The sequence below is a fragment of the Legionella israelensis genome, from assembly GCF_004571175.1.
Taxonomy (GTDB): Bacteria; Pseudomonadota; Gammaproteobacteria; order Legionellales; family Legionellaceae; genus Legionella_D; species Legionella_D israelensis.
The window spans coordinates 2,461,185-2,475,815 of record NZ_CP038273.1 but is presented as its reverse complement, the minus strand read 5'-3'; the positions used below and the strand labels follow the sequence as shown (position 1 = coordinate 2,475,815).

Here is a 14,631-nt window from a genome sequence, read left to right as displayed (position 1 = left end):
AAAATGAGATATCTTAGAAAGAGCGCATTTGCTTAATATTATTTGAGATATTTCTTGGGATTAAAGGGGTATCATTCCAATGATACGAGCCGGTGCTTCGGTAGCTTGGTTTATTTTAATCGGTAAGGTAAGAATCCAACTTCCGGTTGCGGGAAGTTTACGCGCATTCGCGACATTTTCGATAAGGTACTTACCGTTTGATAAAAACAGGTGATGAACAGGAAATCCAGAGTTGGGTGTGTCAGGAGAAAGGGTATCTATTCCTAAGGCAGCTATATTACGTTCGAGCAATAATTCTGCAGCATTAGAACTGACCGATGGAAACTGAAGGTTATTACGATATTGCTCAGGATTATTCCAATACTTTTCCCAACCGGTAAAGAAAAGTACAACGCTATTTGGCGGTATTTTTCCATGCTGTTTTTCAAATGATAAAACATCGTCAGTTGAAATGAGGTATTGCTCATGCGATTTTGTGCTGACATCAATCACAAATCCTGGGGCAATCAGATGATTTTTATTGATGCAAAATTGTTCAATGGTTTTCCCATTTGAATTACAGTGGGCCGGCGCATCAATGTGGGTTCCGATACCAGCAGGCAATGATAAATGTTGGACTTTAAATTGGACATCGGTATCACAATCTTCATAATTTAGCATATTTTTCATTTCAAACCCACAGCCTAAGTCCCAGTTTGGGGTCGTAGCACTTAGCGTATGGCTTAGGTCTATAATTTCAAAGGGAAAGCCCATGTTCAATTTCTCTTTAGATACTTGTTATAAATAGGATACAAAAGGATGGGGCAAAAAGGTACCAAGAATATTCGTGTTGTGAGGCCTGAGAATATCGAAGATAGGCCACAGTTAACCAGTTGCATTATTCTGACATTTGATAAAAGAATTCTGTTACAAAAACGACCTGACACTTGGCGAACTTACCCTGGATATGTCTGCTGTTTTGGGGGGCATGTCGAGAAGGGCGAATTACCGCTAAATGCAATACGAAGAGAATTGCAAGAAGAGCTTGGGGCAAATGCTGCTGCAACAGATTTGATTCAATTGAGTCGTTATTCTGAATCGATTACCCATTTTAAAGAAATCATACATGGATTTTTCTGGCATGATAAATACAACACAATTACCGGCTGTTATGAAGGTGAGGCGTATTACCTAAATCACATTTCAGAATTAAATAATGTGCCTCTGGTGATGGATGATGTACCATGGTTAATCGAGTGTTCAGGAGAGAAGGGGCTTTTACCAGATAACGTTAGCTAATTTTAAACAGCCATCGAGGATATAAACTATCATAATGATGAACAAAACAACCAAAGAAACCTATCGCTTTTCTTTCAAGAAGGTAACTGCATCCGAGCAGCCATTCGTCATGGACTGGATTCATAAACCCCATATTAATGAATGGTTACATGGTGATGGCTTAAATAATACCGTTGAAGATCTGAATGATTTTGTAAATAAAAGAGAAGCCTGTGCAACGCATTGGCTTGCCTTGGACGATGAGCTCCCTTTTGCCTACTTAATCACTTCTGATATTGAACCCTCAGATATGCACCCCAAAGGTGCTGTAACACTGGATTTATTTATTGGCAATTTGGATTATCTGGGTAAAGGGTTAGCTGTGCAAATGATTCAGGAGTTTATTTTATCGCAATTCTCTGATGCATCGGAAATTATAATTGATCCAGAACAATCAAATGTGAGGGCGGTGCATGTCTATGAAAAAGCCGGTTTTCAAATATTTGATGAATTTATTGCACCCTGGCATCCTGTCCCTCATTATAAGATGAGACTTTACGTTGACAATTTAAAGAAAGAAGATGATTGAAACAGAAAGACTACTCATAAGAAAACCTATGTTAGGAGATGCAAAGCCTTTAAATGATGTCATTAACCGATCATTGGTTGAACTTCAAAGATGGATGCCATGGGCAAATGATCCCAGCCTTGCGACTACAGAAAAATTTATAGAAGATGCAATGAAGCAATGGGATAGTGATAAACAAACTGACTTTCCTATGATCGTTGTTCTAAAAGCAACGGGTCAGATTATTGGTGCCAGTGGATATAATAATCAGAGCAATAAGGATGTACCTTTTTATGAAATTGGATACTGGCTGGATACCCATTACACAGGTCAAGGTTTAGCTACAGAGTTAACCGCTGCTTTAACACATTACGCGTTTACCGAGTATCAAGCAGCGCGAGTACAAATAAAAATTCAGGCAGCGAATGAAAGAAGTCGAAACGTTGCAGAGCGTTGCGGATTTACCATAGAGGCGAGATTACATCATCATTGTATTGACTGCCAAACAGGTGAGCCCACAGATGATCTCATTTATGCCATGTTTGGTCTGAATCAACTCATTGCAAGATGAAATGATGACAAATCAGTCCGTGAACATACATTCAGATCTGGTAAAACAGCTAATACTTTCCCAATTCCCCCAGTGGAAGGATTTACCAATTAAACCAGTAACTCTAAGCGGATGGGACAACAGAACTTACCATTTAGGTGATGAAATGTTGGTTCGCTTACCAAGTGCCGAATCATATGCCGCTCAAGTAGATAAAGAGCAAACCTGGCTTCCCAAACTTGCATTAAAATTGCCACTGCAAATACCAAAACCATTAGCACTCGGTCAGCCAGAATTTGGCTATCCTTTTAACTGGTCGGTATATGAATGGATTAAGGGAAGGTCCCTCGCTGAAGTCGAAGTTGATAAACAAACACTTGCCAAAGAGCTTGCGGATTTTCTGACTCACTTATATCAAATCCCTGCAATGGAGGGCCCAGCGTCAGGCGCTCATAACTTTTATCGTGGCGGTTCGCTCGCGGTGTATGATGCAGAAACAAGGCAAGCGATACAGATTCTTGATACATCCATAGATGCAAAAACAGCACTCAAAATTTGGCAGATTGCTTTGGCTGCCCGATGGCAAAATGCCCCTGTCTGGGTTCATGGCGATATTAGCCCTGGTAATCTGATCATCAGAGATGAACATTTGCATGCTGTTATCGATTTTGGCTTATTGTCAGTGGGTGATCCGGCCTGTGATTTAGTTATGGCCTGGAATTATTTCGAAAGTAAGAGCAGACAAGGATTTAAAGAAGCAATGGCTTTGGACAATAATACATGGCACCGCGCCAGGGGATGGGCTTTGTGGAAAGCATTGATCATTGCTTGTGGCATGAGTAAAACCAATGCGGTGGAAGCCAATAGAAGTCATCAGATTATAGAGGATATTATTAATGAATATCAGCATTCGCCTAATGAATGAGCAGGATATCCCGACCATTATGGAATCTATTCAGGTTCTTGATTGGAATAGGGATGATTCAGTGTATCGACAATATCTGAAAGAACAACAAAAGGGGGTAAGGGAAGTTTATGTCGCATTCCATAATGATTTATTTGCTGGCCATATAAATGAATCGGATTAGGTTATAGCTATAAAAAATTTTGACAATAGAATGATTAAAAGTAAGATCAGCGGATGAAAGCCATCCTATCTTCAGAAGTCTGGTCCTTAGCCTGGCCAATCATGTTGTCAAATATTTCCATTCCGTTGCTGGGTATGGTTGATACAGCTGTTGTAGGTCATCTGCCTCGGCCGGATGATATTGCCACTGTGGCTTTAGGAACGATGGTTTTTGATATCCTATTCTGGTGTTTTGGCTTTCTGAGGATGTCAACTACCGCTTTAGCTGCACAAGAACCCAATAGCAATCAGATCTATTATCAAAGCAGCCTTATTGCCATAGTGATTGCGTTATTATTAATTATCAGCAGCCCTTTATTGAAACAAGGAATTTTACTCTTTATTCATACAGATATGCGGGTTGAACAGCTGTTGGCTGGCTATTTTGACATTCGCATTTTTTCAGCAATTCCTACCCTAATCAATTATGTAAACTACGGTTTTTTCTTTGGCCGCCATAACACCAAGACGCCGCTGATCTTGTTATTGATAACCAATGTAACGGCGATGCTATTAGATTATATTCTGGTTTGGCATTATGACTTAGGGGCTGATGGTATTGCTTTAGCTAATCTCATCACCCAAATCATTGGAGCCAGCTTAGGATGCGGGTTAATATATAAATACTATTTGAAACAATCACCCGCCCCAAAACACCGACGTTTATTTTCATGGCAACGTACCACACAATTATTTTTGTTGAATACCGATATTTTTATCAGAACCTTCTTCCTCGTCTTAACCACTTCTTTTTTTACTCGGCAAAGCGCTTATTTAGGTGTTGAGATTGTTGCTGCTAATATGATTTTGATGAACCTGCAATTACTAACCAGTTTTGCTTTGGATGGCTTCGCTATAGCCGCAGAGACACTGGTTGGTCGAGCGGTCGGGAAACGGGATGAACAAGATTTTTACCATCAAGTGAAAGCTTGTGCGCAATGGTCTTTGATTTTTGGTCTAATGTTTATGGCTGGTTATTATCTTTTCGGTTCCGCTCTTATTTCCATGATGACGTCGTTAGCAACAGTAAGAGCTATAGCGTTGCATAGCTTACCTTGGGTGATGCTATTACCCCTTATCTCTGTACCAGGATTTCTCTTAGATGGGGTATTCATTGGCGCAGCTTGGTCCAAACCGCTACGTAACGCCATCTTATTTTCCAGTCTCATTGTCTTTTTCCCTATTTGGTACTTCTCCCAACCACTACTTAACCAAGGGCTTTGGTTATCTTATACCTGTTTTATATTGGCAAGAGGAATATTTTTAACATTTGAACTGAGAAACAAGCACAAACACTTATTAAAAAATTTCACTTGAATATTCTGTACCAAGTTATTTGCTGTAAGTTGCGGTGCGCGTCTCTTGGTGTTATTAAATATATGTCAAACAATAGAAAATAATATGAGTTTGTAAGGACAATATGACGCTCTGAACAATGTTTAGCCGTGCTGAACACCCGAATCGCTATTGAATACATATGGAATTTCGAGGATAGTTAATCCTATTTTGAAGCAGTTATAATCTAAATATCCTGACGTTCAATTGGTAGAACTTCGTTTTGATGCAGAGGTCAGCACAAATTTTTGGAGGCAAGTCCCGGATAAAGCATGAACCCTTTTAAATTCAAACCACTCAGACACGTTGATTTAACATTAATGCACCAATGGTTTCAGGAGCCAACCATCAATTATTGGTATGCTAAAAATAAAAACTGGTCACTTGATGAAATAAAAGAAAAATACGAACCCCGAATTTTAGGCAATGAACAGGTACCAGGTTTTGTTGTATACCAAGATAATACGCCTCTTGGATTCATTCAATATTATGTACTCACTGATTCTTTACCTGATGTGTAACCCTCCCTTAAAATAGCACCATTTTCAATTAGAGTTTCTCCGGCATAATAAGCAAAAAAGAGGAGGAACGATGAAACGCAGTCGCTTTACAGAAAATCAAATTTTAAACATATTAAAATCAGTTGAAGTAGGACGATTGGTAAAGGATGTATGCCGGGAACATGGGATATCCGATGCCACCTATTACAACTGGAAAGCAAAATACGGTGGGATGGAAGCCTCAGATATTAAACGCATGAAGCAACTTGAGGAAGAAAATGCAAAGCTGAAACGGATGTTTGCTGATTTGTCTCTGGAAAACCGTGCACTGAAGGATGTTATAGAAAAAAAGCTTTGAAGCCGGCTGAAAAGAGGGAAATGGCTGATTATCTGGTGCAGGAACATGGTCTGAGTCTCAGGCGAAGCTGCTCGGTATTACGCTTAAGTCGTACAGCTTACTACTATCAGCCGGCGATGGATAAGGATGAAGCGGTGATAAAAGAATTGGTGACCATAACCGAACACTATCCGCGTTATGGTTTCAGGAAGTTGTTTATCAAATTGCGGCAGGCAGGTTTCTCCTGGAATCATAAAAGAGTATACCGTGTTTATTGTGAGTTGAAGTTAAATATAAGGCGAAAAGGAAAACGCAGATTAGCTTCCCGTCACCCGGAACCTCTTGCTGTGCCTGATTCCCTTAACCATACATGGTCAGCTGATTTTATGAGTGATGCCCTCAATTGCGGCAGAAGATTCAGGACTTTTAATGTGGTAGATGATTTTAATCGGGAAGCTTTGGCAATTGAAATTGATTTGAGCTTGCCTGCTCTAAGGGTTATTCGGGTACTTGACCATATTGCCGCCAATCGAGGATATCCTGCAAGGTTGCGACTTGATAATGGACCTGAGTTTATTTCCCTTGCGTTAGCGGATTGGGCAGAAAAGCATGGTGTTATTCTTGAGTTTATTCAGCCGGGAAAGCCAACTCAAAATTCATTTGTGGAGCGGTTCAATAGAACTTATCGGAATGAAATATTGGATTTTTATCTATTTAGAAGTCTCAATGAGGTACGTGATATTACCACAAATTGGATGAAAGAATATAACGAAGAAAGACCACATGAATCACTCGGTGATATGTCACCTTTGGATTACAGATTGATTAAAAACAGGTCGGAAAACTCTAATTATAACTGGCACTAAAAAAGGGAGGTTTACAGATGGTATTGATGATCATCATCCTCTTTTTAAGAAATACCCACCGAATGAGTTAGCAGGAATCGACCTTTTTATTGCATTGGATACAGTAAGAGGTAGAGGCTTAGGCGTTTTACTGATTAATCAATTTATTTCTAAGTTTCTTACTCACTTTAAAGCCGTAATCATCGATCCTAATATCAATAACCTCCAGGCTATTCGCTGCTATGAAAAAGCAGGTTTTAAGAAGACAACATTTAGTCAAAATTCAAATCACCTTATTATGATAAAATCATTGGCCTCAGCCTTAGAATATGCAAGGGATAACTAAAACATGAGCCAAATCAATATGTACAGGCTGTGAAGAAGAATATTGGGATAATCTCAATGTATCTATAAAGGGCTGTACTGATTTTATGTTAAGTAGAATAAACAATTGGACGTTACCAATAAATCAGAAAGATCCTTGCAAGTTAATAAAATTGGCACAACAAAGCCATATGACTGGCTCAATAAATTTTGAAAATACAATTTGTTAAGAATCTGTTAAAAAGCAAAAATATCGTTCTATAATTCTATTCAATAAACTAGAATGTTGAAAAAATGCACAAATAGATGAGACGTAAAATGGCAAATGAATCGAAAAGTAAAAGAGATGAAAGATCAAAAGCTCTTGCTGGTAATCCCTGTGGTAAATGCCGTGCTGCTGGTTTGCCTATTTGCAAAGGCCATGGTGGCGGAGCTGGTGGAGATGAAGCCAAAGATGAAAACGCCTCTAAAGATAACGCCCCTACTCCAAAAAATGTACCTTCAAATATAGAAGTTAAAGCATTATCCTCATATCTAGAAAATAGCGAGGTTTGGAATTCTGATGATGATTTTCTTTATAATTTTAATAATGACTTAGCTGTATTTTCGATTGAATTGGATTTAGCAAAGGGAGTAATCCATTTTCAAGGTAATGAATCTCTCAGTGCTAACGATAAAAAGGATCTAAATGAGCTTTATGATAAGATTGAAGATGAGCTCAAAATGTTTACTGATGAAGCAGATGCACAAAATATTAGCTTCTCAAGGAAAGAGGATAATTTGAAAATTAATATTCCTGATCCAAAATTGTATGATCAGTTTGTTACTAGACTTCTGAATAAAAACCTGATTCCCGACAACAACTATAATGCAGATCTTGATTATAAGATTAATCCAGATGCCGAACGAAAGGTTGATGTCAATAAAATCGCTGATTCTTCTTATAAATTACCGAATCCATTTGATATTTCCAAAGGTCCGAGGCTACCCGATGATGGTTGAAAACTTGTGGGATGTTCAACTCGCAGCGTTTTCTCTTTAAGTTATATGCGGTAGAGCTGACCTCCATAATAAGATATAACTTTGGATTAAATTTAATATATTATGCCTAAACCAACCAAAGATGCATTAGAAAAAATCACAGGGTCGGCTCATATTCCAGCCATAGGTTATGCTTATGTTGACGTCAACCATAGCTCTGATAACACTACAATCACTTATGGCAAAAAAAATGCTGAATCGACTAAACCTGACATCAATGAAGTGAATGATGAAACTCGTTTTCCAGCGTCCTCACTAAGCAAAATAGTCTTTACTTATTTAGTGCTAAGATTGGTCAAGGAAGGGCACATCCGTTTGGATGAAAAATTATATAAAGAGTTGCCCTATGAAAGACTGATGGATCATGGTAAATATCCTGATAAGTCTACACAAAAAAATGCTGAAAGATTAACAGTTCGACACGTGTTGTCACATACCTCGGGCTTGCCGAATGTTGGATCTGCCCCCTCTTCAAGACTGAAGTTTAATTCAGAACCGGGTGGGAAATATGAATATTCAGGAGAAGCTATTCTTTATTTACAAAAATTCGTCGAAAAAAAAATGAAAATGGATTTACAAACGTTGGCTCAAAAGTATCTCTTTGACCCACCGCCAACTGGCTTGGATATGACACGCTCTACTTTTTTACCCCACTCAGGGTTAGATACCAATATTGTCAGTGTTCATTCCGAGTTAGGAAAATCAATGTCAATCGAGGAGAGCCTGGCACCGTTTAAAGATGATACATCACCCATCACAAGTGCCGTTGGAACGCTGCTTACAACAGCCGATGATTTTTCAAAATTCTTAACTGCTTGGTTAGAGATGTTGGATGATCAAGACTTCAAAAAAGCTTTTGAGCCGCCGAAAGACAAAGAGATCCCGACATTTGATAAGAAGGATGATTCCCAGGTATGTGGCTTGGGTTGGCATTTATACAGGGATAAAGAGGGTAAGCTAATCGCCTATCAATATGGTGAAAATACTAATACGAGATCCTTTGTTGCCATCAATGTGTCAGAGAAAAAAGGCGCTGCATTTTTTACAAATTGTGAACATGGGATGAGTATTGCAAACCAAATATTTAGTTCTACTGATTTAGCGCCAATTGGTAAAACGAAAAAACTATTTAAAAGCATGTCTCGTCATCCTCAAAGTGATGAACCCGGATGGAAAGAAACGCTTGCTGGTAAACTTGCTGAAGATCAAGGCAATATACAAAAAGCTAAATTTTATTTTACCCAAGCTCTTTTTGCGTCAAACCATCAGGAATCTAAAAAACAGCGTTTAAAATGGTTCAATGAAGCTCATTCATCCACTCAAAGGGAATTTAAAACACCGTTAGCAACCTTTAAAGGCGTATATAAGAATCGCTTTGGTGATAGGTGTGAGATAAGTATCAAAGAGGGAAGGTTAGTATACGAGCAATCTGGTTGTGCAATAAAACTTGTGAGAACATCAGAGACCGATTTTTTACATGAAAAGGACCAATCTTTCAAAATAAGCATTAAAGGAAAGCAGATGACTAGGACAACAGTCGCGGGTGAAGTGTATAATTTATCTGATGAGTCTTTAGCAAAATCTCAAGAACAAACTTCATCATATGCTGCTATTTCAAGTTCGTTAGCTTATCCACCTGCTCATCATAAAGCCCAGACCAAACATAGTGATACTCCCTTAGCATCATCGGACAAAAAAGAGTTAGGCGCCAAAAATCCCATTGAAAATGAACAAGAAAAACTGGATGAGTCAACTACGCAAGATGAAGAAGTACAATATCGACCAAAGTAGTAAAATAATAATCTCTGATATAGTTGGTGAACTTTACTTGCTGGTTGTCAATGAGCAGTAGCTCATATTATTAATGGCTCACTACTGTTCAAAAGATCCTTCTGTTGGCATATCGTTAAAAGCCAAGGGACATCATCCATAATACGATGCTGTTGAATAACCTCATTGATCAATTAAAAATAACAGGCTTCTTCCGCATAGCAGCCCGTATCCCAGGCTGGCTCAGTTCACCTATGATAAGCGTCTCATAATTTCTAGGCACCATGCTATACTTTCAAAAAGACAGGAAGGGCTTATAAGTAAGATGGAGCACAGGAAATGGCCATAGAGAAAACCACCACTGGCATCAGCGGATTAGATAACATTCTTTATGGCGGCTATTTAAAATCTAAACCTACACTCATTAAAGGAGCTGCTGGTACTGGAAAGACACTTTTTACCCTTTTTTTCGCTGCGGCGCAAATTAAGGAAAAAGGTGCGGTGGTGTATGCCAGTTGTGATGAACCACCTGAGCAGATCATTGCTTATATGGATAGGTTTGGTTTGGAAGGCAGCAAGCTTCAGGAAACAGGCAAATTGTTAATTCTTGATTTCACACCTTCTCTTGAAGATGAGATATCCGGTGAATTCAATATCAGCGCATTCTTACTAAGAATAGAACAAGCCATCAAAAAAACTAAAGCAAATACCTTAATCATTGACTCACTACAGTCCTTGCTCCTGGGACTTCCACACTATGATCCACATACCGAATTATTGAGTTTGTACCGTTGGACGCGTCATAAAAAGCTGACGACCTTAACGACCATTGCTGACATCAAAACCATTTTAAGTGCCGATCTTTACGAAGAGTATGTCGTAGATTGCGCCATACAGCTTAAACAGACCATCAAAAATAACTTAATGACCCGGTATCTGCGCGTCATAAAATTTCGCGGCTCAGCCCATGGTACCAACGAATATCCGTTTTCCATTATTGACTCATGTTACGCACTAAACCTTGCTGCTCCCTGAAATTTAATTAAAATTTCATCCCTGATTTTTAGGGAGGAAGATTTAATGGATATGCTTGATATTTATAGTGACTATTTGATTTGCCAGAATAAATATGCAACAGCTACAGGTTTATCGGAGATGTTGGATGGTGAATTTGCTCACGACAAGGTGACACGATTTTTACGACTACAAGATTTTGGTTCCAAAGCGCTCTGGAATTATGTCAAGAAGTCAGTCAGGGAGAGTGAAGCATCAGACGGTGTTCTTTTATTGGATGACTCGATTGAGGAGAAGCCTTACACGGATGAGAATGAAATTAATTGTTGGCATTATTCCCATGCTAAAGGTGATGTGGTCAAAGGGATTAATATCCTGACCTGCATGGTTCGGTATGGTGACTTCAGTGTTCCTGTTGGTTATGAAGTTATCAAAAAAGACGTTGCTTTTTGTGACATTGAAACAAGGCAAGCTCGCAGAAAGTCATCCACGACTAAAAATGAACTTTTTCGCAAGCTTATCGCACAAGCGGTTAGTAATCATGTGTTGTTTGACTTTGTACTTGCGGACAATTGGTTTGGCTCGAAGGCCAATATGGCTTACATCCATAATGACCTTCAAAAATCGTTTATTATTGGGATTAAATCTAATCGAACCTTAGCTTTATCCAAAAACGACGCCAACAACGGACGGTACACAAAAGTCAGAGAATTAGAGCTTGAAGAGGACATAGCCCACACAGTCTATCTCAAGGGATTAGACTTCCCAGTGAGGCTTTTGAAGAAAATTTTCAAAAACGAAAATGGTTCTACAGGGGTTCTCTATCTCGTTTCTAATGACATGACCAGCAGTGCCGAACGTCTTTATGAAGTGTACCAGAAACGGTGGCGGATTGAAGAGTATCACAAGTCAATTAAACAAAATGCAAGCCTGAACAAGTCTCCAACCCGTACGGTTAAAACACAATCCAACCATATCTTTGCCGCAATCATTGCATACTGCAAACTGGAAATGATGAAAATAAAGACAAAATTGAATCACTTTGCCATCAAGTACAAATTAATACTCAGGGCTAACCAAATTGCTATGCAGGAGTTAAAAAATATGGCTCGTTAAAGTCGATTGTGCGTAACATGAGTTATAACATAAGATCTTAGATATTGTTTTTTACAAGCCTCTCATTTTATGAACTAAGCATGGAGGTTATTATTTGAATGTCTTGAGTAATCTTGCCTTACAAATAAAGCCACTAGCTTTTCAGCTTCTACAATAATAAATCCAAGCACGCCAATGAGACCTATGCCAATACCGTACGATAAAGGAAGTGGTTCTGTGTGGAAAAGAAACTGCATGAACGGCAAATAGGTAAAACAGAGCTGAAGTATTCCCACAAGCCCAACTGCAATTAACACGGGCTTCGTGCCTTGTATACCCTCCCAAGTGAGTGAAGGACCATGAATGTATCGCGAGCTAAACAGATAAAAAATTTCAAGTAACACCAGTGTGTTCACGGTCATTGTACGCGCGGTTTCGATATTTTCTCCTTGCCATAAGGCCCACTGAAATACACCAAAAACACCAAGCAAGAATATGATCGAAACAAATGCCGTTCGCCAGGCAAGATATCTTGACAATAGTGGCTCGTGGGAGGGAACAGGCGGTCTTTTCATTATATTTGGTTCTGATGGCTCAAAGGCAAGCGCTAAACCCAAAGCTACAGAGCTAGTCATGTTGACCCATAGAATTTGCACTGGCGTAAAAGGCAATAAGAAATCAAATAGTATGGCAATAGCGAGACTGAGCGTTTCTCCGCCATTGATGGGCAACAGGAATAAAATTGCTTTTTTTAAATTATCATATACCGTACGACCCTCTTTAACAGCAGCCACAATCGAGGCGAAATTATCATCAGTAATGACCATCTCGGATGCTTCCTTGGCTGCTTCAGTGCCTTTTCTTCCCATTGCAACGCCAATATCAGCGCGTTTTAAGGCAGGTGCATCGTTAACCCCATCTCCGGTCATAGCAACCACATACCCCTTTTCCTGCAATGCCTTAACCAATCGTAATTTATCTTCCGGACTGGTACGGGCAAATACATCCGTGTGTTCGATGGACTCAGAAAAAGCCGAGTTATCCAGTCTATTTAATTCATTTCCTGTAAGTACTTGGTGCTCTTCACCTATTCCCAGCTGATTAGCAATTGCCAGTGCAGTAATGGCATGGTCTCCGGTAATCATTTTTACTCGAATTTTTGCAGCGTGGCATTCTTTAATTGCGGTAATAGCTTCTTCCCGAGGCGGGTCAATGATTCCGACAACTCCTAACAGGATCAAATCTGTTTCAATATCATTCATTTCAAGTGATTTTTTAGAGTTTGCCAGAGGCGTGTATGCAATGGCTAAGGTACGTAATCCAGACTTTGCTATTTCAGTTACTTTTTCTTCCCAAGTATTCTGTTCAAAGGGTTCCTTCTGTTGGTTTTTCAGTTGGAACTTACAACGCCTGAATATTGATTCAGTGGCTCCTTTTAAATAGATAGTTAGTTCTGAACCTTGCTGATATAGCGCAGCCATTAAGCGATGCTCAGGGTCAAATGGAATGGAGTCCATTAATACAAAAGATTTTTTTAATTCATTTCTATAGACGCCCATTTTGGCAGCAAGTGCGAGAAGAGCGCCTTCCATTGGATCGCCATTTAATTTGTAATTGTTATGAAAATCAATTTCTGCATCGTTGCATAAAACGCAGGCCAGGGATAACACACTTAAATCAGAATAATGCTCGGGATTTATTTTATTATCATCAATATAAAAATCACCTTTTGGACTATAACCTGTTCCACTGACATGAAGATCATCTGTCGCAAGACAAACTTTTTGTACCGACATCTCATTACGTGTCAATGTGCCTGTTTTGTCAGAGCAGATGATAGATACCGAACCTAATGTTTCTACAGCAGGCAGTCGGCGAATGATGACGTGTCTATTTGCCATACGCTGAACACCGATTGCCATCGCGACCGTCAAAATGACAGGTAGTCCCTCAGGAATTGCGGCAACAATAATACCCACAGCCGCCATAAACATATCGTCGGCTGAAACATTGTGCAAATAAAAACCGATTGCAAACAAAAGCGCCGCCAGTGTTAAAATAAACAGGCTCAACCAACGAGCAAAAATTGCCATTTTTCTGAGTAAAGGCGTTTGTATAGTCTTAACCTGGATTAACAATTGATTAATTTTACCTATTTCTGTTTGTATACCTGTTGCTACAACAACACCCTCTCCTATCCCGGATGTAACCAATGTACCTGAGAAAGTCATGTTGATTTGTTCTGCCAGCGGTGTGTTTTCTGGTAATTCATTGACTTTTTTTTCAACGGCAATGGACTCACCTGTGAGAATGGCTTCATCAATTTTCAAGTTTTTACAAGAGAAGAGTCTAATATCTGCAGGAACTTTATCTCCTGCCTGCAATATAACCCAATCCCCTGGAACCAACACCTTTGCAGAAATGATAAAACGCTTGCCTTCCCTTATTACCGTGGCTTTGGAAGAAAGCATTTCACGTACTGCAGCAATTGCCCGCTCGGCTTTCCCTTCCTGAATAAAGCCAATTACAGTATTGATGAAGATCACAGCAAATATAATGGATGAATCAATGTATTTTCCAAGAAAAAAAGTAGCCAATGCGGCGAACAGCAAGATACAAATCAAAATATTTTTAAATTGAGAAACCAAACGGGCAAAAGCCGATCGTTGAGCGGTTGATGGCAATTCATTATACCCATAGTCCAGAAGCCTTGTCTTTGCTTCCATCTCTGTCAAACCATACCCAGGTGAAGTTGCCAATTCATTTTGAGTATCATTCAGTGAGTGGCTATACCAGGAAGAGTTAGGTGTTATTTTTGGTTTCATAAATGTGCACCGTCCTTAAACCAAAATGTTTTCATTCTTTAACA

The 14,631-nt window shown here is 39.3% G+C and carries 15 protein-coding genes; 13 read left to right on the top strand and 2 right to left on the bottom strand.

Annotated elements, in window-relative coordinates:
* Nucleotides 1–60 precede the first annotated feature (60 nt).
* On the bottom strand, nt 61–753 hold the full coding sequence (locus E4T55_RS11320) for a cyclase family protein (protein WP_058501951.1): 693 nt from the start codon (nt 751–753) through the stop codon (nt 61–63).
* A gap of 45 nt (nt 754–798) precedes the next feature.
* On the opposite strand from E4T55_RS11320, the gene E4T55_RS11315 reads away from it, so the two are divergent.
* The 13 genes from E4T55_RS11315 to E4T55_RS11255 all read left to right on the top strand — a co-directional run bounded on the left by E4T55_RS11315 (nt 799) and on the right by E4T55_RS11255 (nt 11,783).
* Nucleotides 799–1,278: an NUDIX domain-containing protein gene (locus E4T55_RS11315; protein WP_058501950.1), complete on the top strand. Its 480-nt coding sequence runs from the start codon at nt 799–801 to the stop codon at nt 1,276–1,278.
* Between the two features lie 37 nt (nt 1,279–1,315).
* The gene (locus tag E4T55_RS11310; protein WP_394367510.1) at nt 1,316–1,846 is read left to right on the top strand and encodes a GNAT family N-acetyltransferase; all 531 of its coding nucleotides are present in this window, start codon (nt 1,316–1,318) and stop codon (nt 1,844–1,846) included.
* On the top strand, nt 1,839–2,396 hold the full coding sequence (locus tag E4T55_RS11305; protein WP_058501948.1) for a GNAT family N-acetyltransferase: 558 nt from the start codon (nt 1,839–1,841) through the stop codon (nt 2,394–2,396). Before E4T55_RS11310 ends, E4T55_RS11305 begins: the two co-directional genes overlap by 8 nt.
* A gap of 1 nt (nt 2,397) precedes the next feature.
* Nucleotides 2,398–3,300, top strand: coding sequence for an aminoglycoside phosphotransferase family protein (locus E4T55_RS11300; RefSeq protein WP_058501947.1), 903 nt, complete (start codon nt 2,398–2,400; stop codon nt 3,298–3,300).
* The gene (locus E4T55_RS11295; protein WP_131780775.1) at nt 3,272–3,463 is read left to right on the top strand and encodes a hypothetical protein; all 192 of its coding nucleotides are present in this window, start codon (nt 3,272–3,274) and stop codon (nt 3,461–3,463) included. The genes E4T55_RS11300 and E4T55_RS11295 overlap by 29 nt, the downstream gene beginning before the upstream one ends.
* A gap of 53 nt (nt 3,464–3,516) precedes the next feature.
* Nucleotides 3,517–4,818, top strand: coding sequence for an MATE family efflux transporter (locus E4T55_RS11290; RefSeq protein ID WP_058501946.1), 1,302 nt, complete (start codon nt 3,517–3,519; stop codon nt 4,816–4,818).
* A 290-nt stretch (nt 4,819–5,108) separates the two neighbouring features.
* Nucleotides 5,109–5,357 (top strand): GNAT family N-acetyltransferase, encoded by a 249-nt coding sequence (locus E4T55_RS11285; RefSeq protein ID WP_115325352.1) that lies wholly within the window; start codon nt 5,109–5,111, stop codon nt 5,355–5,357.
* Nucleotides 5,358–5,427: 70 nt separating this feature from the next.
* A protein-coding gene (locus E4T55_RS11280; RefSeq protein ID WP_242604080.1) for an IS3 family transposase occupies nt 5,428–6,539 on the top strand; the annotation gives its coding sequence in 2 pieces (ribosomal slippage) (nt 5,428–5,680 and nt 5,680–6,539; 1,113 coding nt in all).
* A 94-nt stretch (nt 6,540–6,633) separates the two neighbouring features.
* Entirely contained in the window at nt 6,634–6,864 is a 231-nt protein-coding gene (locus E4T55_RS11275; protein WP_238583421.1) for a GNAT family N-acetyltransferase, read from the top strand.
* Nucleotides 6,865–7,160: 296 nt separating this feature from the next.
* Nucleotides 7,161–7,844, top strand: coding sequence for a hypothetical protein (locus E4T55_RS11270; protein WP_058501794.1), 684 nt, complete (start codon nt 7,161–7,163; stop codon nt 7,842–7,844).
* A 102-nt stretch (nt 7,845–7,946) separates the two neighbouring features.
* The gene (locus tag E4T55_RS11265; RefSeq protein WP_058501795.1) at nt 7,947–9,674 is read left to right on the top strand and encodes a serine hydrolase domain-containing protein; all 1,728 of its coding nucleotides are present in this window, start codon (nt 7,947–7,949) and stop codon (nt 9,672–9,674) included.
* Between the two features lie 318 nt (nt 9,675–9,992).
* On the top strand, nt 9,993–10,688 hold the full coding sequence (locus E4T55_RS11260; protein WP_058501796.1) for an ATPase domain-containing protein: 696 nt from the start codon (nt 9,993–9,995) through the stop codon (nt 10,686–10,688).
* Nucleotides 10,689–10,733: 45 nt separating this feature from the next.
* Entirely contained in the window at nt 10,734–11,783 is a 1,050-nt protein-coding gene (locus E4T55_RS11255; protein ID WP_115325247.1) for an IS701 family transposase, read from the top strand.
* A 74-nt stretch (nt 11,784–11,857) separates the two neighbouring features.
* Here E4T55_RS11255 and E4T55_RS11250 read toward each other — a convergent pair whose 3' ends face one another.
* Nucleotides 11,858–14,587 carry a cation-transporting P-type ATPase gene (locus tag E4T55_RS11250; protein ID WP_058500880.1) on the bottom strand — a complete coding sequence of 910 codons (2,730 nt, stop codon included), beginning with the start codon at nt 14,585–14,587 and terminating at the stop codon, nt 11,858–11,860.
* Nucleotides 14,588–14,631 lie beyond the last annotated feature (44 nt).